Source organism: Parablastomonas sp. CN1-191 (assembly GCF_049354825.1).
Taxonomy (GTDB): Bacteria; Pseudomonadota; Alphaproteobacteria; order Sphingomonadales; family Sphingomonadaceae; genus Novosphingobium.
On the sequence record NZ_CP186480.1, the window covers coordinates 197,877 to 218,152 of the forward strand.

Annotated in this window: 20 protein-coding genes and 1 tRNA gene; 8 read left to right on the forward strand and 13 right to left on the reverse strand. The window is 69.2% G+C overall.

All coding sequences use genetic code 11. The features are described 5' to 3' along the window. Positions 1 to 17: 17 nt before the first annotated feature. From ACOYW6_RS01015 to ACOYW6_RS01040, 6 genes are all read right to left on the reverse strand, one after another. Positions 18 to 299, reverse strand: a complete 282-nt coding sequence (locus ACOYW6_RS01015; RefSeq protein ID WP_423141977.1) for a transcriptional regulator — start codon at positions 297 to 299, stop codon at positions 18 to 20. Then, entirely contained in the window at positions 296 to 745 is a 450-nt protein-coding gene (locus ACOYW6_RS01020) for a hypothetical protein (RefSeq protein WP_423141978.1), read from the reverse strand. The genes ACOYW6_RS01015 and ACOYW6_RS01020 overlap by 4 nt, the downstream gene beginning before the upstream one ends. An 83-nt stretch (positions 746 to 828) precedes the next feature. Then, complete coding sequence (locus ACOYW6_RS01025) at positions 829 to 1,419, reverse strand: hypothetical protein (RefSeq protein WP_423141979.1); 591 nt, start codon at positions 1,417 to 1,419, stop codon at positions 829 to 831. Further along, positions 1,383 to 2,888, reverse strand: a complete 1,506-nt coding sequence (locus ACOYW6_RS01030) for a M28 family peptidase (protein WP_423141980.1) — start codon at positions 2,886 to 2,888, stop codon at positions 1,383 to 1,385. Before ACOYW6_RS01030 ends, ACOYW6_RS01025 begins: the two co-directional genes overlap by 37 nt. Then, entirely contained in the window at positions 2,878 to 3,648 is a 771-nt protein-coding gene (locus ACOYW6_RS01035; protein ID WP_423141981.1) for a competence/damage-inducible protein A, read from the reverse strand. Before ACOYW6_RS01035 ends, ACOYW6_RS01030 begins: the two co-directional genes overlap by 11 nt. A 36-nt stretch (positions 3,649 to 3,684) precedes the next feature. Beyond that, on the reverse strand, positions 3,685 to 5,199 hold the full coding sequence (locus ACOYW6_RS01040; protein ID WP_423141982.1) for a flavin-containing monooxygenase: 1,515 nt from the start codon (positions 5,197 to 5,199) through the stop codon (positions 3,685 to 3,687). 93 nt (positions 5,200 to 5,292) lie between these two features. Between ACOYW6_RS01040 and corA the strand changes: the two genes are divergently transcribed. Further along, complete coding sequence (gene corA / locus ACOYW6_RS01045) at positions 5,293 to 6,267, forward strand: magnesium/cobalt transporter CorA (protein WP_423141983.1); 975 nt, start codon at positions 5,293 to 5,295, stop codon at positions 6,265 to 6,267. A 24-nt stretch (positions 6,268 to 6,291) separates the two neighbouring features. Here corA and ACOYW6_RS01050 read toward each other — a convergent pair whose 3' ends face one another. Then, positions 6,292 to 7,689 (reverse strand): serine hydrolase domain-containing protein, encoded by a 1,398-nt coding sequence (locus ACOYW6_RS01050; protein ID WP_423141984.1) that lies wholly within the window; start codon positions 7,687 to 7,689, stop codon positions 6,292 to 6,294. A 116-nt stretch (positions 7,690 to 7,805) separates the two neighbouring features. Between ACOYW6_RS01050 and ACOYW6_RS01055 the strand changes: the two genes are divergently transcribed. From ACOYW6_RS01055 to ACOYW6_RS01070, 4 genes are read left to right on the forward strand one after another with little or no spacing between them, the layout of a single operon-like run. Continuing rightward, positions 7,806 to 8,453, forward strand: a complete 648-nt coding sequence (locus tag ACOYW6_RS01055) for a DUF47 domain-containing protein (RefSeq protein ID WP_423141985.1) — start codon at positions 7,806 to 7,808, stop codon at positions 8,451 to 8,453. Positions 8,454 to 8,472: 19 nt separating this feature from the next. Next, positions 8,473 to 9,471, forward strand: a complete 999-nt coding sequence (locus ACOYW6_RS01060) for an inorganic phosphate transporter (RefSeq protein ID WP_423141986.1) — start codon at positions 8,473 to 8,475, stop codon at positions 9,469 to 9,471. A gap of 25 nt (positions 9,472 to 9,496) precedes the next feature. Continuing rightward, the gene (locus tag ACOYW6_RS01065; RefSeq protein ID WP_423141987.1) at positions 9,497 to 11,098 is read left to right on the forward strand and encodes a M20/M25/M40 family metallo-hydrolase; all 1,602 of its coding nucleotides are present in this window, start codon (positions 9,497 to 9,499) and stop codon (positions 11,096 to 11,098) included. Continuing rightward, positions 11,095 to 11,841, forward strand: a complete 747-nt coding sequence (locus ACOYW6_RS01070) for a hypothetical protein (RefSeq protein WP_423141988.1) — start codon at positions 11,095 to 11,097, stop codon at positions 11,839 to 11,841. The genes ACOYW6_RS01065 and ACOYW6_RS01070 overlap by 4 nt, the downstream gene beginning before the upstream one ends. Before the next feature lie 64 nt (positions 11,842 to 11,905). Here ACOYW6_RS01070 and ACOYW6_RS01075 read toward each other — a convergent pair whose 3' ends face one another. Further along, the gene (locus tag ACOYW6_RS01075) at positions 11,906 to 12,358 is read right to left on the reverse strand and encodes a hypothetical protein (RefSeq protein WP_423141989.1); all 453 of its coding nucleotides are present in this window, start codon (positions 12,356 to 12,358) and stop codon (positions 11,906 to 11,908) included. Between the two features lie 165 nt (positions 12,359 to 12,523). Here ACOYW6_RS01075 and ACOYW6_RS01080 point away from each other — a divergent pair, with 165 nt between their 5' ends. Next, entirely contained in the window at positions 12,524 to 13,108 is a 585-nt protein-coding gene (locus ACOYW6_RS01080; RefSeq protein WP_423141990.1) for an alpha-ketoglutarate-dependent dioxygenase AlkB, read from the forward strand. Here ACOYW6_RS01080 and rimO read toward each other — a convergent pair. After that, entirely contained in the window at positions 13,084 to 14,469 is a 1,386-nt protein-coding gene (rimO, locus tag ACOYW6_RS01085; RefSeq protein ID WP_423141991.1) for a 30S ribosomal protein S12 methylthiotransferase RimO, read from the reverse strand. The genes ACOYW6_RS01080 and rimO overlap by 25 nt on opposite strands. Positions 14,470 to 14,516: 47 nt before the next feature. Between rimO and ACOYW6_RS01090 the strand changes: the two genes are divergently transcribed. Then, on the forward strand, positions 14,517 to 15,023 hold the full coding sequence (locus ACOYW6_RS01090) for a hypothetical protein (RefSeq protein ID WP_423141992.1): 507 nt from the start codon (positions 14,517 to 14,519) through the stop codon (positions 15,021 to 15,023). A gap of 2 nt (positions 15,024 to 15,025) precedes the next feature. Continuing rightward, positions 15,026 to 15,442, forward strand: coding sequence for a DUF1761 domain-containing protein (locus ACOYW6_RS01095; RefSeq protein ID WP_423141993.1), 417 nt, complete (start codon positions 15,026 to 15,028; stop codon positions 15,440 to 15,442). A 5-nt stretch (positions 15,443 to 15,447) separates the two neighbouring features. On the opposite strand, the gene surE is transcribed toward ACOYW6_RS01095, so the two are convergent. From surE to ACOYW6_RS01115, 4 genes are all read right to left on the reverse strand, one after another. After that, positions 15,448 to 16,209 (reverse strand): 5'/3'-nucleotidase SurE, encoded by a 762-nt coding sequence (gene surE / locus ACOYW6_RS01100; protein WP_423141994.1) that lies wholly within the window; start codon positions 16,207 to 16,209, stop codon positions 15,448 to 15,450. After that, positions 16,209 to 17,483 (reverse strand): serine--tRNA ligase, encoded by a 1,275-nt coding sequence (serS, locus tag ACOYW6_RS01105; protein WP_423141995.1) that lies wholly within the window; start codon positions 17,481 to 17,483, stop codon positions 16,209 to 16,211. Before serS ends, surE begins: the two co-directional genes overlap by 1 nt. Positions 17,484 to 17,537: 54 nt before the next feature. Then, positions 17,538 to 19,988 (reverse strand): hypothetical protein, encoded by a 2,451-nt coding sequence (locus tag ACOYW6_RS01110; protein WP_423141996.1) that lies wholly within the window; start codon positions 19,986 to 19,988, stop codon positions 17,538 to 17,540. Positions 19,989 to 20,123: 135 nt separating this feature from the next. Next, positions 20,124 to 20,198, reverse strand: a tRNA-Val gene (locus ACOYW6_RS01115). Between the last annotated feature and the right edge of the window lie 78 nt (positions 20,199 to 20,276).

The following is a 20,276-nucleotide window of genomic DNA, read 5'->3' on the forward strand; positions in this document are numbered from 1 at the left end:
GCCGGCCCTTCGTTCGTTCAGGCGCCGACCAGGCTTTGCAGCGCGGCGACATGTCCTTCGAAGGCGCGTCTCCCGGGGCCGGTGCGCTCCACCCAGGTACGCTGGCGGCCGTCGAGCGCCTGCTTGCGCAAGGACACGTAGCCGGCCTCGACCAGCGCCGAGAGGTGCTTGGACAGCACCGAATCGCTGACCTGGACGATGTCGCGCAGGCGGTCGAACGCCATTTCGCTAACGCTGCCGAGCACGCCCATGATCTGCAGCCGGGTGACCGGGTGAATGACCGGATCGAGCCCGCTCACGTCCGCCGCCCACGGCGCAGGTCGGCCAGGTAGATCGCCTGCCACCAATAGCTTCCCGCCAGCCCCACCGCCACGCCGGCCAGGCCCGCCATCGGCGCGCCCCATGCGATGCCCTGCCGGGTCAGCGCGATCGCGGCCAGCGTCAGCGCCAGGACCAGCGCCATGATGATCCCCGTTGCCAGCCGGGTCGGGCCATGGCGCCAACCATTGAGGAAGCTGCCCGTGCGCGCCAGGTCCCAGTGACGGATCACCACCGCGCCGATCACCACCAGTCCGTCGCCGATGAGGTTCAATGGCACCGGCAGGCCCTGGACCGCGATCAGCGCGCCGGTCAGCACGCCGAACGCCAGGTGGCGCCGGAACGGATAGTCGTACTGCGCGGCCACGTCGGCGCGCGACTGCTCCAGTGCGCGCAGCGCCTGTGCGGCTTCATTCGATTCGGTCATCGGCTTGCCCTCTCTTTCCAATATGGAAAGCGGTAGCGCATCACTTTCCATCTTGGCAAGAGATAGTTTTCCAATTTGGAAAATCAGTCCAGCGCGGCGCGCGTGTAGCACTCGGTCAGGAAGGCGAGCGGCGCGCCGCTCGGCAGGCGCAGCAGCGCGATTTGAGAGAGGACCGTGCCCGCCGGGCAGCCCGGCTCGCCGCCGCGCCGTTCGTCCAGGGTCTCACGCCGGAAGGCCAGCGGGGCGGCGATCTTGCCGAACGGAACGTCGCCGGCGCCGAGCGCCGCGTTCATTTCGGGCGTGAGACGGTCGGCCGCGTACCAGTTGTGCGCGACCGACAGCACGCGGTCCCCGCACGACAATTCGACATGGCGGTAGCCGAGCGGCGCAGCGGCGGACACGCCGAGACGCTGGCGCAGCCGCGCCGGTTCGGCGGGCGGGTCGCCTGCGACGCGCCGCGCGGTGATGTGCGGGTCGGCGGCAAAGCCGCGCGCCGTGCACCACTGCTCGAGCGCGACCGTGGCGCTGTCGTGCGCGGCGAGCATGCGTTCCAGCGCGGCGACCGATCCGTCCGGCGCGCTACAGCCGCCCAGCGCCGGCGCTAACGCCACCACCATGCCAAGGCTGCGCCCCGCGGTCACGATGCCGGCCTGAGCTTGCTGCCCTTCTTCCATGCCGGCGCGGCGGGCTGGCCGGCAACACGTTCGACCAGCGCGTAGAAGAAGCGGTTGAAGTCAGCCGCCGCCTGCCAGTCCATCGGTTGCTTCAGGTCGTCCTGCGGCTTGTGATAGCCGGTCCGGTACCAGCCTCGGTAGATCCCCTCGCTGCGCGATCCGGGGGTGTAGCCGAACACGAAGTTCACGCCCGGCACGCCCGCCTGGATGAAGGGCCAGTGGTCGGTGCGGCGCAGCAGCCCGCGCTCGGGCTCGGGATCGTCCTGCACGGCAATGCCGCGCGCGGCGGCGACCGCGCTGGCATCCTCGCCCAGCGTCGTATCGGTGCGGGCGTGGACGGTCAGCAGCTTCAGCGGAAAGATCGGCCGCAACTGGTCGAGGTTGATGACGCCGGCGATCTTGCTCAACGGCCGCGTCGGGTGGGCGACGAACCAGCGCGATCCGAGCAGGCCCTTTTCCTCGCCCGTCCAGGCAGCGAAGATCACCGGCCGCGCAAAGCCCCTGCCGCGGCGCCGTTCGGCCAGCCGTACCAGCAGCGCCACGTAGGCCGCGTCGTCGAGCGTGCCGTTGTAGATCGCGTCGCCCTTGACCGCGCGGCCGCGGCCATAGCCGTCGAGGTGGGCCGACAGCACGATCGCCTGGTCCGCGAGTTTCGGATCGGTGCCGGGCAGCACGCCGACCACGTTGGGGGACGTCAGCCGCCTGCTGGCGGTGGCAAAACCCAGCCGCGCCAGTCCGCCGTCGAGCGCGGGCAGCGGCTCGCCGGCGGCGCCCTTGCGGATCAGCACGGCGGCATCGACGCCGGGCAGCAGCAGGCGCAGCGCGTCGGCATTGAGCGTCAGACGCGGGAAGGGATCGGGCGGCGGCGCAGTGCCGGCGATGTCGACGCTGCGCGCATAGGCATAGGGCCAGCGCGGCGGCTCGCGCGTGAAGCCGGGATCGGCGATCGAAACCAGCCCGGCCGCGCCGGCGTTCAGCACCGCCGCCTCGCGCTCGGCCGCGGTGGTGAGGCCGGGCTTGCGCGTCGCGTGGCAGACCACCAGCTTGCCGCGCACGTCGCCAAGGGCGCCGCGCGCGCAGTAGCCGCGATAGGCAACCCGCGCCGACAGCGCGGCGGGCAGGGCGCCGTCGGGCACCACGGTGAACTGGTCGAGGAAGACGAGCGGCTTGCCATCGACGCTGAAGCGCGCCGCGGTAACCGCGGTCTCCTCCAGGGGAATGCGCTGGAAGAAGCCGCCGTTTTCACCCGCGGGGCGAACGCCGGCTGCCGCCAGCCGCGCAGCAACCATGCGGGCGGCGCGCTCATGCCCGGGGGAGCCGGTATCGCGGCCCTGCATGGCATCGTTCGAAAGCGCCGCGGTCAGCGCCCACCAGGCGCGCGAATCGGCATCGACCGGTCCGCGCGGCGCCGCGCCGCCAGCGGCGAGCGCCGCCGCGCCCAGGATCGTCAGACGGAGCCTAGATGCCACCGGGCACCGCCTCTCGGCCGATTGCGCGCAGTCCGGTGACAAGCGCCTTGGCGGCGTCGTCCAGCACAGCGGCGTCGGTGGAGCGGACGACGAAGTTGGCGCCGGTGCGCCCGTCGCGGAAGAATGGGTAACTGCCGATGGCGCACCCGGCGCCCGCCGCGAAAGCGCGCTCGGTATCGCGCAGCAGGTCGGCGACGTCGCTTTCGCCGACCCACGCGCCCACCGTGGCGGACAGCAGCGGCGCGCCGCCTTCGAGTTCGCCGGTCAGCGCGTCGAGCATGCCGGCGGCGATCGCGGGGACGCCGGCCATGATGAACAGGTTGCCGATGCGGATGCCGGGGGCGCCGCTCATCCGGTTGCGGATCAGCTCGGCACCTTCGGGCACGCGCGCCATCCGCAGCCGCGCCTCGGTCAATCCGCCGCGGTTCTCGTAATAGCGTTCCAGGATCGCGCGCGCCTCGGGATGGATCACGACCGGCACGCCCAGCGCGGCCGCGATCGCGTCGACGGTGATGTCGTCATGCGTCGGGCCGATGCCGCCGGTGGTGAAGACATAGTCGTAGGCGCCCTGGAGTGCCTTGAGCGCTTTCGCGATGGCACCCGCATCGTCGGCGACGATGCGCACTTCGGTCAGGCGGATGCCCTGGACGCCAAGCCAGCTGGCGATCTGGGCGACGTTCCTGTCCTGGGTGCGGCCGGACAGGATCTCGTCACCGATCACCAGCGCCGCCGCGGTCCAGATTCGCTGCCGGGATGTCATCGCCAAAGCGTTAGGCGATTGCGCGCCGCGCGCAAGTCAGGCGGCGGCGGCGGGCTTATCGGATGAACGGTCGACGCGGGTGAACGCCAGCACGCCGTCAACGATGGCGTCGCGCTTCATCGTCTTGCGGTCGCGGCGGTAATCCTGCGTCAGCTGCCAGGGTCCGGTGGTCGCGCTCCTGGGCAGGAGGTGCTTGCCGCGTTGCAGGTATCCCGACGAGAAGTCGAACACGTCCTCCTCTTCCAGCGCCGCATCGTCTGCCAGCACCGGGGTGGCGACCTGCGCGCCGTCGCGGTCCATCTGCGCGATGACGCGGCAGACGAAGCCTGCGACCAGGTCGGCCCGCAGCGTCCAGCTGGCGTTGAGGTAGCCGAACACCGCCGCGAAATTCGGCACGTTCGAGAACATGCAGGCCTTGTACCACCAGCGCTCGGCGAAATTGACCGGCGTGCCGTCCAGCGACACGGCGATCCCGCCCATCGCGGCCAGCGTCAGCCCGGTCGCGGTGACGATCACGTCGGCATCGAGATGCCGGCCCGAGGCGAGCGCGATACCGGTTTCGTCCACCGCCTCGATCCGGTCGGTGACGATGTCGGCGGTGCCCGCCTTGATCGCTTCGAACAAGTCGCCGTCGGGCACCAGGCACAGCCGCTGGTCCCAGGGATCGTAGGGCGGGGTAAATGCCTCGGCATCGTAGTACGCGCCCAGCGCCGCCCTGGTGCGCTTGGTCAGCGCCTCGGCCACCTTCTTCGGCTTGCGCTTGGCAAGGCGGAAGAAATAGTCCTGCAGCAGCACGTTCTTGGCGCGGGTCAGCCGGTAGGCGAGCTTGCCGGGCAGGACCTTGCGCAGCGCGTTGGCGAAGGCGTCGCGCGCGGGGCGGCTGCCGATCCAGGTCGGTGTGCGCTGGAGCATGGTGACCTTGGCCGCGCCGCCCTTGACCAGCGCGGGCACCAGCGTGACCGCGGTCGCGCCCGAGCCGATCACCACGACCCGCTTGCCCGCGTAATCGAGGGTTTCGGGCCAAAACTGCGGATGCACCACCTGGCCGCCGAAGCTCTGCAGCCCGGGGATCGCGGCGTCGTGCGGGCGATCGTAATCGTAATAGCCCGAGCCGAGGTAGAGCCAGCCAGCCTCGAAACGCCGCACCGCGCCGCGCTCGTCTTCGGCCTCGACCCGCCAGCGCGCGGCGGCCGGATCCCAGTCGGCCCGGCGCACGGTCAGACCGAAGCGGATGCGCCGGCGCAGGTCGCGCGTATCGGCGACGCGCGCCAGGTAGGACAGGATAGTCGGCCCGCCGGCGATGGCGGTTTCGTCGGTCCACGGCTCGAAATCGAAGCCCAGCGTGTGCATGTCGCTGTCCGACCGGATGCCGGGATAGCGGAACAGGTCCCAGGTTCCGCCCAGCCGCTCGCGCCGCTCGAGGATCATGAAGTTCTTGCCCGGGCAGGCGGCGACCAGGTGCGCGGCCATGCCGATGCCTGAAATGCCGGCGCCGACGATCAGCACGTCGACTCGCTCGGTCTGCGGATCCGGTACGGCCTGGTTCGTCATTGACAGCTGTGTAAGTTAGCGCGTGGCGGCAAGTCAATCGCGCGTGTCGGCGTTGCTTGCCAGCCTGCGCACAGGCGGGCACAAGCCTGCGCGATGCCGGTCGTGACTGCCCGCCGCTATGTCGATGGCTGCCCTTCGCAGCACGCGCTCGACCTTGATGTTCGCGTGCGCGATGCGCTGCCTGCCGGCGCGTTCGACTGGGTCGGCATGGCCGAGCCCGAGGCCGACGAGATGGAGCGCGTCCGCGCGCTGTTCGGGCTTCACCCGCTGGCGGTCGAAGACGCGCTCAAGCCCACCCAGCTGCCCAAGGTCGAGGCCTATGCCCGCCATCTTTTCATCGTCGCCCGCACCGCCGCAATCGAGGAGGGCGAGAACATCGCCTATGGCCAGGTGGCGATCTTCCTCGGCAAGGATTTCGTCGTCACCGTGCGCTTCGGCACCGCGCGCCATTTCCGCGATTTGCGCGAACGCCTCGAATGCGATCCCGAACGCTTGTCGGAAGGGGCCGACTACGTCGCCCACGCGGTGCTCGATCACGTGGTCGATGGTTTCGCACCGATCCCCGAGAACCTCGAGGAAGCGGTGCAGCGCATGGAAGAGCGCGCGATCGACGTCTTTCCGGAGCAGTCGACCATTCGCCGCATCTTCCGCCTGCGCCGCCAACTGCGCCGGTTCGACCGGCTGGTCGGCCCGATGGCCGAAGTGTGCGAGCGGCTGGCAACCACCGACCTGCCGTTCATCGACCCCGCGGCGCGGATCTGGTTTCGCGACGTGCTGGACCACGTGCGCCGCGCGCTGACGCGCACCGCGGGCCTCAAGGAAACGCTGGCCTCCATCGTCGAGACCGCCAGCCTGCTCGAGGCGCACCGCCAGGGCGAGATGACGCGCAGCCTGGCCGCATGGGCGGCGATCCTGGCGGTGCCGACCGCGATCGCCGGCATCTACGGCATGAATTTCGACTACATGCCCGAACTGCACCACAAGTGGGGCTATCCGCTGACCCTGGCGGTCATCGCGGGGATCTGCGGCGCGCTTTACGCCCGGTTCCGGCGGATCGGGTGGCTCTAGGCGCCGCGAATTCCTGTCCGGCGCCTATTCGGGCATGACGATGAACTGTTCCCACCGGCCGGCGGCGCCGGGTTCGGCATACGTCACCAGAACCAGCTTCCGCTTCGCATACTCGAGGATGTAGTTGCGGTTGACGAAACCGCCGCGCAGCCTGGGCGGACGGGCGGTGATGGTCTTGAGCGGACCCAGCGCCGCCAGGCTGGTACGATAATCGCCGCGCACTTGCGGGGTGAAGTAATACTGCGCATTGTCGGTGAACCGGGCCGGGTTCCAGCGGCCCGCGGCCAGCGCCGCCAGCGCGGAGCGGGCATCGGCGACGCGGTCGGTCTCGCCGCTGACGGTGGCCGAGGCGCGCGGCAGGACGATCTGCGCGATCTTCGTCGTGAGTTCACCCGTAACGCCGCCGAAATCGGCGTTGGTGAGGACGACGATCGCCGCCTTGTCGTCGATCCAGGTGCTGTTCTGCGACAGGAAGCCGACCGATTCGCCGCCGTGGTCGATGACCCGGCGCCCGTCGACCACGCGGTTGTAGACGCCCAGGCCGTAGCCCCCGCTGGACCCGTCGGCGAGGCGCACCGGGGTTTCCATCGTTTCCCAGTCGCTGGCGGGCAGGACCTTGCGTTCGATCCGCGCCATGTCCCACTTGGCAAGGTCCGCCGCCGTCATGCTGAGCTCGCCCGCGGCCCACAGCCAGCCGCGCGCCGCCGGCTGGGCGACCCGCACCGGGCCCAGCGCGAAACGGTGGTATCCCTTGGGAAAGCCGGGCCCGTTGGTATCGTCGAGCTTCAGCGGGTGAATGCCGAGCGGGCGGAACAGCCGCTCCTCGAACTGGGTCCACAGCGGCTTGCCGCCGGCGCGCTCGGCAATCAGGCCGGCGACGACGTAGCCGGTGTTCGAATATTGCCAGCGGGTTCCGGGTTCATAGTCCAGCGGGCGAGCAGCCCAGCGGCTGACGATGGCCTCGGGCGAGACCGGCTGTTCCATCGCCTTGAACGAATAGTCCTGCGGCCAGAAGTCCTGCAGGCCCGAGGTGTGGCTGAGCAGCTGGCGGATCGTGATCCGCTCGCCCCCGGTCACGCCGCGGATCCACTTGTTGACGTGATCGTCCAGGCTGAGCTTGCCGTCATTTTCCAGCAGCAGCATCAGCGCGGCCAGGAACTGCTTGGAATTGGAGGCGATCTGGTAGGGCTGGCCGGGGGCGGCAGGCATGCCCGGGGCAGCGGTACCCCATGCCTGCGCCAGCACTGGCTTGCCGCCGCGCACGATGGCGATCTGCGCCGACGGCACGCCCGACTTGTCGAGCGCGCTGCGCACCGCGGTATCGATCGCAGCGTGTTCGGCGGGTGTGATCTCCTGCGCGGCGACGGGCGCGGCGACCAGGACGAGGAGGGCGCCCAGCGGCGCGCGCAAACGGTTCAACATGGCCGCAAGACTAGCGGGACCGCGCGGCGACACAAGCCAGCTGTGGAAGGCCCGCTTGCCCGCCGCTGCCAAGCCGACTAGCCACACGCGCAAGAAACTTACGGGGCACCGACTCGATGTTTGCATGGTTCCAGCGGCTGTTGCCGCAGTCGGGCGATTTCTTCGCCCTGTTCGAACGCCACGGCGCCACTCTCAACGCCGCTTCGGCCGCGATGGTCGGGCTGACCTCCGGCTCGGGCGAACGGGCCGCGCTGATCCGCGAAGTCCGCGACCAGGAGCACGCTGCCGACGAGGTCATCCGCGAGGTCCTGCACGAGGTTCGCCAGACCTTCCTGACCCCGTTCGACCGCGGCGCGATCACGTCGCTGATCGGCGCGATGGACGATACCGTGGACGAGCTTCACGCCACCTCCTCGGCGATCGAGCTTTACGAGGTGACGACCTTCGCCCCGCAGATGCGCGAGATGGCACTGCTGCTGTGCGAAGGCGGCAAGCTGGTGAACGAGGCGCTGCCGCTGCTGCGCGACGTGTCGCGCAACGGCCGCCGCCTGCACGAGCTGACCGGCCGCATCGTCAGCCTGGAGGGGCAGGTCGACGGGCTGTACGATGCCGGCATGCGTGACGTGTTCCAGGCCCAGAAGTCGAAGCCGGACCCGGTCGCCTTCATCGTCAGCCGCGAGATCTACAAGCATCTCGAACGCGTGGCCGACGCGCTCGAGGACGTCGCCAACGAGATCGATTCGCTCGTCGTCGACCACGCCTGACGCCGCGGAGCCCAGCACCATGCACGAGCTTGCCTATCCGCTGCTGGTCGGCCTGGTCGCCCTGGCGCTGGCGTTCGACTTTCTCAACGGGCTGCACGATGCGGCCAACTCGATCGCCACCGTGGTCTCGACCCGGCTGCTGCCGCCGCTGGCAGCGGTGCTGTTTGCCGCGGCGGGTAACTTCGCGGCTTACTGGATCGTCGGGCTTCACGTGGCCGAGACGGTCGGCAAGGGCATTATCGACAAGGACGTGGTCACGCCCAGCGTCGTCTTCGGCGCGCTGGTCGGGGCGATGTTCTGGAATGTCGTGACGTGGATAAAGGGCATCCCGTCCTCATCCAGCCACGCTCTGATCGGCGGGCTTCTGGGCGCGGGCATCGCCCATGCCGGCTTTGGCGCGGTGGAAAGCAGCGGCACCACCAAGACGCTGCTGGCCATCGTCATCTCGCCGCTGATCGGCTTCGTGCTGGCGATGGCGCTGATGCTGCTGACCGCGTGGCTGTTCCGCGGCTTCAACCCGCGCCGCGCCGACGGGGTGTTCAAGACGCTGCACCTGTTTTCCAGCGCCGCCTATTCGATCAGCCACGGCGGCAACGACGCGCAGAAGACGATGGGGATCATCGCCGTGCTGCTTTATTCGACCGGGCACATGAAGGGGGCCTTCCACGTTCCCGAATGGACGGTGATCGCCTGCTATACCGCGATGGCGCTGGGCACGCTGTCGGGCGGGTGGCGGATCATCCGGACGATGGGCAGCAAGCTGACCAAGCTCAATCACCACAGCGGGTTCTGCGCCTCTACTGCCGGGTCGATCGTGGTGTTCGGCGCCAGCGCGCTGGGCGTGCCGGTATCGACCACGCACGTCATCACCGGGGCCATCGTCGGCACCGGCACCGCGCGCCGCGCCACGTCGGTGCGGTGGAGCGTGGCGGCCAACGTGGTGGCCGCGTGGATCATCACGATCCCGGCCAGCGCCGCGGTGGGGGCGCTGTTCTACACGTTGACGCGAATGTTCTGATCACGCTGCCAGGGGGGGCAATTCTATGAAACTGCGCTTTATCATCGGCACAGCACAGGCCGTGCTGGCCGCCGCACCGGCCGTCGCCGGCCCCGACGACGCCGCGCTTGCGCGCATCGTCGACGAAGGGCTCAATCGCAGCCAGGCGATGACTACCGCCAGCGAACTGATGGACGGGATCGGCCCGCGGCTGACCAATTCGCCCAATTTCTACAAGGCCGAGGAATGGGCCAAGGCGCGGATGCAGGCGATCCACCTGGCCAACGTGCACGCCGAAAGCTTTCCCTTCGGCACCGGCTGGTCGGTCGGCGATTACCACGCCGCGATGACCGCGCCGCGGCGCCTGCCGCTGACCGCCATTCCGGTCGCCTGGTCGCCATCGACGAACGGCGTGATTTCGGCGCCGATCGTGGTCGCGCCGATGAGCAAGGCGGAAAACTTCGCCGCCTGGCGCGGCAAGCTGGCCGGCAAGATCGTGCTGGTATCGCTCCCCGGCGCCACGGCAGAGCCGGACAAGCCGTTCTTCCGCCGCCTCGACGACGGCGAGATCGCCAAGCTCGATAGCTATTCCCTGCCCAGCTACGATCCCGAGAATTTCGCCCGCCAGGCCGAACGGCGCGTCTTCACCAAGCAGCTTTCGGACTTCCTGAAGGCCGAAGGGGCGGCGGCGATGGTGCGCATCGCCTATCGCGACGGGATGCTGGTTTCGGGCGAAGGGTCGGGCTTCGTTCCCAGCCAGGCGATCGCGCTGCCGTTCTTCGAATTCGCCGCCGAGGATTATCGCCGCCTCGTCCGCCTGGCGCAGACCGGCACCGCGCCCACGGTCGAGCTGAAGGCCGACACCACTTTCGACACGGCGCGCCTGACCAGCGACAACATCTTCGGCGAGATTCCCGGCACCGATCCGAAGGCCGGCTACGTCATGGCCGGCGCGCACTTCGACAGCTGGATCGCGGGCGACGGGGCCTCGGACAACGGCGCCGGCTCGGTCGCGGTGCTGGAGGCGGCGCGCATCCTGTCGTCGCTTGGCATCCGGCCCCGGCGCACGATCCGCTTCGCGCTATGGTCGGGCGAGGAACAGGGCCTGATCGGGTCCAAGGCCTATATCGACAGCCACCTGGCGCACCGCCCGCTGCCCGCCGGCAGCGATCCCGCCGACTGGACGGCGTGGGGCAATGCCTGGCCGATCCAGCCACTGGCCGGCTACAACCAGCTCAAGGCCTACTTCAATCTCGACAACGGCAGCGGCAAGATCCGCGGCATTTATGCCGAGGGCAACGTCGCCGCGGCGCCGCTGCTGCGCGACTGGCTGGGCCCGTTCAAGTCGATGGGCGCGGGCGCGGTGGTCATGCAGAAAACCGGCGGCACCGACCACGTCTTCATACAGGCGGTCGGGATCCCGGGCTACCAGTTCGTCCAGGATCCGCTCGATTACGGCAGCCGGGTCCACCACTCCAACCTCGACACGGTCGACCATATGCGCGCCGACGACATGCGCCAGGCGGCGACCGTGATCGCCGGGATGCTGTGGCAGGCCGCCAATTCGGACAAGGAGCTGCCGCGCGGGCCGGTGCCGACGCGCCCGGCGCCGACCGACCCGTTCAAGGTCAAGGACCCGAACGAGTGATCGCCCTCGCGCTCACTCTGATGCTGGCCGCGGCTCCTGCCGCGCTGCCGGCAGCGGCCGAGCGCGAGCAGGCCGCGATCTGGGTTCCCGGCGCCGACGAGGCCGACGCCGACCGCGCGGCGGCCCTGGCGGGACAGGGCAGGTACGGCGAAGCCGCCGCCATCTACGAACGGCTGGTCGCCCCGCGCCACCACACGCTGGCGATCCGGCCGCAGTGGCACGCGGCGCTGGGCCGCGCCTACCTGGCGATGGGGCTTCACCGTGCGGCGCAGGGTCAGCTCCGGTTGGCGCTCAGCGCGCCGGACCGCGACGACGAGACCGCGATGGAAGCCAGCGCGGCGCTCGATTCCTCGGTCGGAATGGTCGGCGCCTTTGCCACCGTGCCCGATACTGCTGCGCCCGGCGGCGCCCGCTACGTTGACTTGCGAACGCTGCGGATCGGCAACCTGGTGCGTTACCGCCAGGGCTTTGCCGAGCAGGACGCGGCGAAGGGCTGGACCGAGGGGCTTTGGGAGGTCGATTGCGCCACGCTCAAGCGCCGCCCGGTCGACGCGGCGGCGTTCGACGCCAGGGGCAAGCGCGTCGTCCGTGATCGCGGCGGTGCGTGGATCGCGCCTGTCAACGCGCTGGAACGCAATGTCGCAGCGATGCTTTGCGCGCCGCGCCCGCCGCTGGGCGACGCGCGCAAGTTCGACATGAAGGCGCTGGGCGCGGAGTATCGCGCCGCGCTGGGCCGGCGCTGACCCGGCGCCGGCGCGAAAACGCCGGACCCTTGCGGGCCCGGCGTTCTCGTCCGGTTGGCTGCGATCAGTAACCGCGGCGGGCGTAATAGCCGCCCTGGTAGCCATTGTTGTAGCCGCCGTTGTAGTAGCCGCCGTTGTTATAGCCGCTGTTGTAACGGCCATCGCGATCGCCCCGGTCGTGGTCACGGTCATCGTCGCGGTCGCGGCGGTGATGTTCGTTCCACTGGCGGCGATCGTAGGCGCGGCGCCCGTCGCGATCGTAGAAATAGCCGTCGTTGTAGCGATAGCCTTCGTACCAGCGGCCGTTGTCGTAATTGTAGCCGTCGTTGTAGCGATCGTTGCGGTTCGACGAGCCCAGCAGCACGCCCAGGCCCACGCCCAGGATCCCGGCGCCAACCGCCACGGCGGTATTGTCGCGCCCGCGGTCGCGGTAATCGCGGGCCATCGCGGGGGTTGCCGATACCAGCGCGGTGGCGGCCATGACCGAGCCCAGGACGGTCTTCTTGATGAGGGACATGATCCCAACTCCTCGCGTCCGGTGCGCAGGGGAAGCGGCGAGATTGCCGTCGACGCCAGCGGACGTTGCAGCCCTTATGGCGGGCCAAGAGTGAACGGCGGCGGCATCGGGGTCGCAGATTCGGTTCAACTTTGTCGCGGGTTGTACGCGCGCTATGGCGGTGCGGTGGACTTTCAGGGCAGCCTGTTCGACGATACGCCGCCGGTGCCCGGCCTGCTGCTGGCGGCCGGCGCTCTCGACGCGGCCGACGAGGCGCGCATCGCCGCACTGATCGACGCTGCGCCGCTGGCGCCCTTTCGCTTCGGCCAATGGGAAGGCAAGCGGCTGACCGCCAATTACGGCTCGGCTTACGATTATCAGCGCGGCCGGGTTACCGATGCGCCGCCGCTGCCCGACTGGCTGGTCGCCTTGCGAGACCGCGTCGTGCCGCTGCTGGGCCGCGATCCGGATCGTTTCGTGCAGGTCCTGCTGATCCGCTACGATCCCGGGGCCGCGATCGGCTGGCACCGCGACCGTCCGCAGTACGAAGACGTCATCGGCCTGTCACTGTCCGCGCCGGCCACCTTGCGCCTGCGCCGGCGCACGGCCGGCGGGTTCGAGCGCGCCGCCATCGCCCTGCCGCCGCGCTCGCTTTACCTACTTTCGGGTGAAGTGCGGCGCACGTGGGAGCATTCGATTGCAGCGCAAGCCGAGACCCGGCGCAGCGTGACCTTCCGCTCGCTGCGTCAGGCGGAGACGGGCACGCCGTAGAGATCGTGCGCGTCGGCGTCCTCGATCAGGGCCTCGACGATATCGCCCGGCCGCAAGCCCGCGCCGACATTGCGCAAGTAGACCTGGCCGTCGATCTCGGGCGCGTCGGCCTGGCTGCGCGCGGTGGCACCGATATCGCCGTCCTCGTCCGGTTCGCCGACTTCGTCGACGATCACCGGCAGGACGCGGCCGACCTTGGCGGCCAGCTTGGCGGCGCTGATCCGCTCGGTCACCTCCATCAGGCGGGCGTACCGCTCTTCCTTGACCGCTTCGGGCACGGGATCCGGCAGCAGGTTGGCGGCCGCGCCCTCGACCGGTTCGAAACGGAAGCCGCCCACCCGGTCGAGCTGCGCTTCCTCGAGCCAGTCGAGCAGGTACTGGAAGTCCGCCTCGGTCTCGCCCGGGAAGCCGACGACGAAGCTGGAACGGATGGTAAGGTCGGGGCAGACCTGGCGCCACGCGTTGATCCGCTCAAGCACCTTGGCCTCGTTGGCGGGGCGCTTCATCGCTCTCAATACGCTCGGACTGGCGTGCTGGAACGGGATGTCGAGGTAGGGCGTCACCAGCCCTTGCGCCATCAGCGGGATCACCGCGTCGACGTGGGGGTAGGGGTAGACGTAGTGCAGACGCACCCACGGCGGGGTGCCGTCAGCGGTCCGAAGTCCGCCCAGCTCGCGCGCCAGGTCGGTCATGTGGGTGCGAACCGGATGGCCCTTCCACAGCCGCTCTTCGTGGCGGACGTCGACGCCGTAAGCCGAGGTGTCCTGGCTGATGACCAGCAGTTCCCTGGTTCCGGCGGCGACCAGCTTCTCCGCCTCGCGCAGGACCGCGTCGATGCGGCGGCTGGCCAGCCTGCCGCGCAGCGACGGGATGATGCAGAACGCGCAGGCGTGATTGCAGCCCTCGGAAATCTTGAGGTAGCCGTAATGGCGCGGGGTCAGCTTGACGTCGGCCATGTCCTGGTAGTTTTGCGGGATCAGGTCGATATACGGCCCTTGCGAGGCGGGTGCGGCCTCGTGCACGGCTTCGACCACCGCTTCGTACTGGTGCGCGCCGGTTACCGCCAGGACGTCGGGGAAGCGGGCGCGGATGGCCTCGGCCTCGTTGCCCATGCACCCGGTCACGATCACGCGGCCGTTCTCGGCGATCGCCTCGCCAATGGCGGAAAGGCTTTCCTCCTTGGCGGAATCGAGGAAGCCGCAAGTGTTGACCAGCACGACGTCGGCGCCGGCGTAGTCCGCGCTCATCGCGTAGCCGTCGGCGCGCAGACGGGTGAGGATGCGTTCGGAATCGACCAGGGCCTTGGGGCAGCCCAGGCTGACCATGCCGATCTTCTTCTGTTCGGGAATGACGGTTGCCATGGCGCGCGCCCCTACACCCGCGGACGCGATTAAGCTACCCGCGGCACATGGAGATCGTTTTCACCAAGGGAGCGAGGACCGACGCCATCGCGATGACCCGCGCCGACGGCACTTGCGCAGACACCACGTTTCCCCACAAGGGGCCGGTCCCGCACGACGCGGTACACTTGTTCGTGGAGCGCGAACTGGGCCTGGAAAGCGGCTTCTGGGGACTGGTCGCGCAGGGCCGCCACCCCGAGGGACTGGCCGCGATGGCGCGCGATGGCGGCCACGCAAGCGCGAAGCGCTTCGGCGTGCCCGATGCCGCCATCGCCCAGCTGATCCAGGCCGAGCGCGTGGTCGAATGCTTCGAAGCCGACATGTGGAGCGGTCAGGCCGGCGCCGTGACCGACCTGGCCGACCTTGCCGCCACCGCCTGCGCCGCATCGGCCGTCGCCGCGCCGCAATTGACCGAAGCGGCGATCGCGCGCATCCGTGCCGAACTGGGCGCGTTCGCGCGCGAATGGACCGCCGCGCCGATCGGTCATGTCGCGCGCTTCAAATGGGGGCAATAGCGATGGGGCCGATCAATGTCCTGGCCGTTTTCCTGGCCGCTATCGCGTGGTTCGCGCTGGGCGCGGTCTGGTACGGGCCGCTGTTCGGCAGGCCATGGAAAGACGCACTGGGCTGGAAGGACGGCGCGTTCCCCGCCGGCGTTCCCCAGTCGCGCCATGCCATGCCGGTGGTGATGGGGCTGGCTTTCGCGTTCGAGCTGCTGGTCTGCCTGATGCTGGGCCACAATATCGCCCGGCTGCAGCCGCCCGCGCACGTGGTGATGATGATGGCGGTGGGCTTCGGCGCGGTGATCATGACCCCGGCGCTGGGCATCAACTATCTTTACCAGGCGCGCCCAGCGAAGCTGTTCTGGATCGACGCCGGCTACCTGACGGCCGGGATGGCGCTGGTCGGCGCGGTGTTCGTCGCGCTGGGCTAGGACAGCTAGGCGAACCGGGCCGCAAGGGCCGCCAGCGACGCCTCGTGCGTCAGGTCGAGCTGGAGCGGAGTTACCGCGACATAGCCGTCCTGGATCGCCTCGAGGTCTGTTTCGTGCCCCGGCGTGTGCTCGATCCCGTGCAGCCCGAACCAGTAGTAGCGGTAGCCGCGCGGATCCTTGCCCTCGACCACGCTGCCGCGGGCGTAATCGTGGAAGCCTTGCCGCACCACGCGGATGCCCTTGACCTCTTCGGGCGGTAGCGGCGGGAAATTGACGTTGACCAGCGTGCGCGGCGGTAGCGGCATACCGAGCAGGGGTTCCAGCGCGCGGGCGCCCCACGCCTCGGCGGCGCCGAACGGCACGCTGTCGGCCATGCCCTCGCGCGCGTAGACCTGGCTCATCGCGACCGCGCGGATACCCGCCAGCGCGCCTTCGAACGCGGCCGAAACGGTGCCCGAATAGGTCACGTCATCGCCCAGGTTGGCGCCGCGGTTGACACCCGAAAGGATCAGGTCCGGCGGCGAGGGGAGCACTTTCTTCAGCGCCATCGTCACCGAATCGGTCGGCGTGCCAGAAACCGAGAACCGCCGCTCGCCATGCTTGCGAAGCCGCACCGGGCGCGTCAGCGTCAGCGAGTGACCGGCGCCCGAGTTCTCCTCCGCCGGGGCGACCGTCCAGACGTCGTCGGAAAACTGCCGCGCGATGGCTTCCAGGACTTCCAGCCCGGGGGCGTTGATGCCGTCGTCGTTGGTGCACAGGATACGCATCAGCTGATCGGCTCCAGGCGCGTGATGCCGCCCATGTAAGGGCGCAAAACGTCCGGCACGTCGACGCTGCCGTCTTCGCGCTGGTAGTTTTCCAGCACCGCCACCAGCGTGCGGCCGACCGCGAGGCCCGACCCGTTTAGCGTATGGACGAACTCGGTCCCCTTGCCGCCTTCGGGCCGGAAGCGGGCGTTCATCCGCCGGGCCTGGAAATCGCCGCAGTTCGAGCATGACGAAATCTCGCGGTAGGCGCCTTGTCCGGGCAGCCAGACCTCGAGGTCGAAAGTCTTCCTCGCGGTAAAGCCCATGTCGCCGGCGCACAGCAGCATCCGGCGATAGGGGAGGCCCAGCGCCTCGAGCACGCCCTCGGCGGCGCGGGTCATCGTCTCGTGCTCGGCCTCGGAGTCCTCGGGGCGGCAGATCGTGACCAGTTCCACCTTTTCGAACTGGTGCTGGCGGATGTAGCCGCGCGTGTCGCGCCCGGCGGCGCCGGCTTCGCTGCGAAAGCATGGGGTCAGCGCGGTCAGCCGCATCGGTAGCGCGCCGGCGGCCAGGATCTGCTCGCGAACCGAATTGGTCAGCGAGACTTCGGCGGTCGGGATCAGCCAGCGGCCGTCGGTGGTCTGGAACAAGTCCTCGGCGAACTTCGGCAGTTGGCCGGTGCCGTAAACCGCCTCGTCGCGCACCAGCAGCGGCGGCGCGCATTCGGTGAAGCCGCCCGCGCCCTGGCGATCGAGCATGAACTGCCCCAGCGCGCGTTGCAGCCGCGCCATCTGCCCGCGCAGGAAGGTGAAGCGCGCGCCGGCGATCGCGGCGCCGGTTTCGAAGTCGAGCCCCAGTGCCGGGCCGATGTCGGCATGTTCGCGCGCCCAGGCGGGCTGCTCGGGCTCGCCCCAGCGCGACACTTCGACGTTGCCGGCTTCGTCCTCGCCCGCGGGAACCTCGGCGGCGGGGAGGTTGGGAAGCGAGGCCAGCGCCGCCTGGATCGCTTCGCCCGCCTCGCGCTCCTGCGCCTCCAACTGGGGGAGCGTGTCCTTGAGCGCGGCGACTTCGCCCTTGAGCGCCTCGGCAGTGTCCTTGTCGCCCTTGGCCATGGCTGCGCCGATCGCCTTGGAGGCTTCGTTGCGGCGGGCCTGCGCTTCCTGCATCCGCGTCGCCAGCGCGCGGCGGTCGGCATCGGCGGCAACAAGCGCGGACGCCTGCGGCGCGGCCCCGCGGCGGGCGAGGCCGGCGTCGAAGGCGGCGGGGTTTTCGCGGATCAGGCGGATATCGTGCATGGCGCCGCGCTATGGCGGGAGGCGCGGCGCCATGCAAGCGGGGTGCCCGCGCGATCAGGTCGGCAAGGGCAGCGCGAACGCGGCGTTGACGTTGATCCATACCGCGGTGATCGTCGTCGCCTTCAGCAGCGTCAGGTTGCCCGAGGTGTCGAGCGCGGCGGGCACAGCCTCCCACCCCATGCCGCCATCGTAAATGCCCAGCATGATCGGGCGCAACGTGGTGGTCGGGCGGCAGCCCAGCGGCATCCCCGCGATCGTGGTGTTGAACGGGATCGTCGCTGGTGCCGCGTTCTTGATCCGGCCTTGCAGGACCGCGGTGGTGTCGCATGTGCGCACCTGCATGTCGGAACTGTCGCCAGGGAGGGTGAAGCCGTTGGCGGGCGTGACCGCGGCGACCTTGCGGACGATCTTGGTCAGCGCCTCCCACGTGCCCGGCGTGCCCGCCGCGATGCAGCGCCATGCCGTTACCGCGGCGTTGAGGTCCGTGTTGTAGACCATCGCGCCCACCGGCCAGGTCCCGGTGGTGGGCGCCGCAGCGGCGCGCAGGACCACGCCCTGCGGATCGTTGGGGTTGAGGTAGTGCCCTTCGCTGATCCGGCGCAGCTGCGCCGCGGTGGCATTCTTGATCGACATGACCGGGCCGAAGTTGACCGCTGGCGCGTCGGTGCCGACCGGTCCCACCGTCATGCCGCCGCCGATCGCCTGGTCGAAGGCATTCGTCATGAACAGGCGCCGCCATTCCCCTGCCTTGAGCGGGAATTGCCACGAACCCAGGCCGTTGGGACGGACGTGCAGGATCGTATCGCTTTCGGCCATGACGGGGATCGACACCACGCCGGTGTCGCCGGGCGAATAAGTGCCCGGCAGGTTCTGGACGTAGATCGCGTTCGTCGCGATCGTGGCGTCGGCGGCGGAGCTCGGCTGGTTCGTGAACGCCACCCTTGTCACCACCCCCAGCTTCGCGTCGCCGTTCAGCGTCCGGGTCACGCCGCTCGACTGCATGGTGACCGGGTTGACCGGATTGGGCGCGGCGTTAGGCAACGTGGTGTCGACCGCGTAGGCAAGCGGGGTGCTGGCCGCCATGGAGCCGTAGCCCCCGCGCCGATGCAGGCTGACGCGCGCGCCGTCGAGCAGCGCACCGTTGCCGTAGCTGCCCTCGAAATCGCAGGTCGAGGTGGAATCGACCTGCATAAGGCCATTGGCGGCGCCATTGGCGAACGTGACGCGCGACGCGTTCTCCACGATCAGCGGATAGGCGGGTGCCGGCGTGATCAATGCCTGCGGCAGGCCCAGCTGGTAAAACGGGATGCCCACGTCCTCGAACCGGATTTGCGCGGAATTGAGGTGCATGGACGATCCCTTGACCGTCTGCCCCTGAAGCGTCACCGCCGGGCGCTGGAAGCCCGAATACTCGATCGGGATCCCGGATACCGCGGTGGTATGGATATTGCGGGCATACAGCGCGCAGTGCGTGCAGACCTGCAGCTTGAAGTTGCGGAAGAAATTGACCCCGACGCCGTAGCCGACATCGTCGAAGATCATCGCGCCGACCTGCACGTAGCAGATGTGCAGGCCATCGAAGATGTTGTTGACCGCGCCGCCGGCCTCCGGATCCGGGCGCATCACGAAGCCCGTGCGCAGGCGCTCGATATGGATTTCCTGAAAATTGCAGTACTGGTCGGCCCAGCTCAGCCAGCCGGTGTTGTCCGATAACGCCCACTGGTCGTAGCCGGCGTCATCGACGAAGAATTCGTCGCCGGTGATGCCGATCCGCTCCAGCGTCGTGCGGCTGCCGAACGCGGTATAAAGGCCGACGCAGCGCTTCGCGCCGCCCAGGTGGATGCCGAAATCGCGAATCCGGCGCTTGCGGGTGCGGTCATTGTCATTCGTATCGCCGACGACGCTGATGACCGCGGTGTCGTCCACGGTCGGGCGAAAGATCGTGCGCCCGGCGCCTTGCCCGAATACCTCGACGTTCTGGTCCCACCACAATGCGGCGACGGCGAACGTCCCCGCCGGCAGGCGCAGCGGCCGCCCCGAAGCCGCCGCGGCCTGGTAGGCGGCCGTGAAGATCGCCGTCATGTCGGTCGCGCCGGTCGGGTCCAGGACTCCGAAATCGGCGACGTCGACCGGTCCGTCGATGAGCTTGGTCACGACCGGGCGAGGCTTGGCGCCGGCGCCCGGATCGAGATAGGGCGTATCGCCCACCGTCTGCGCGGCCCCCAGGTTGGCGTTGGCAGGGTCGAGGTCTGCCAGCTGGGTGCGTCCGTCGGCAGTCAGCAGCACCGCGCGGTATGAACGCGCCGGATCGAAATAGACCGGTGGATACGCGCCGGCATTGTCGCAGATCAGCGGATTGGGATGTTCCGCGCTCAGCCCCGGATCGGCATAGGCGGGCAGCGCGGTGGTGGTGCCGGCGGCGTAGAAATACCAGCGGGCGTTGGCGACGGGATTGTTGTTGCTGTCGGTCGCGCGGGCGGGGAGCGATAGAAGTTCGGCGTACATTTCGGCCTCCGGTCCAAGAGCGCGCGACGTCGAGTCGCGCTGTGGGGAAGCACAGCGATAGATACACGGTTGGTTATGTAGGAAAGCGATAAATAACCAAACCGGTTAATCGCTAATCCATCCGGTGGTCCCGGATGGTGGGCGCGACAGGGATTGAACCTGTGACCCCACCCGTGTGAAGGGTGTGCTCTACCGCTGAGCTACGCGCCCGCTCCGATGCGGAAGCGGCGCCCCTAGCGAACCGGGTGCGCGTTGACAAGCAGGCGCGGCGGGGTAAGGGCTGCGGCC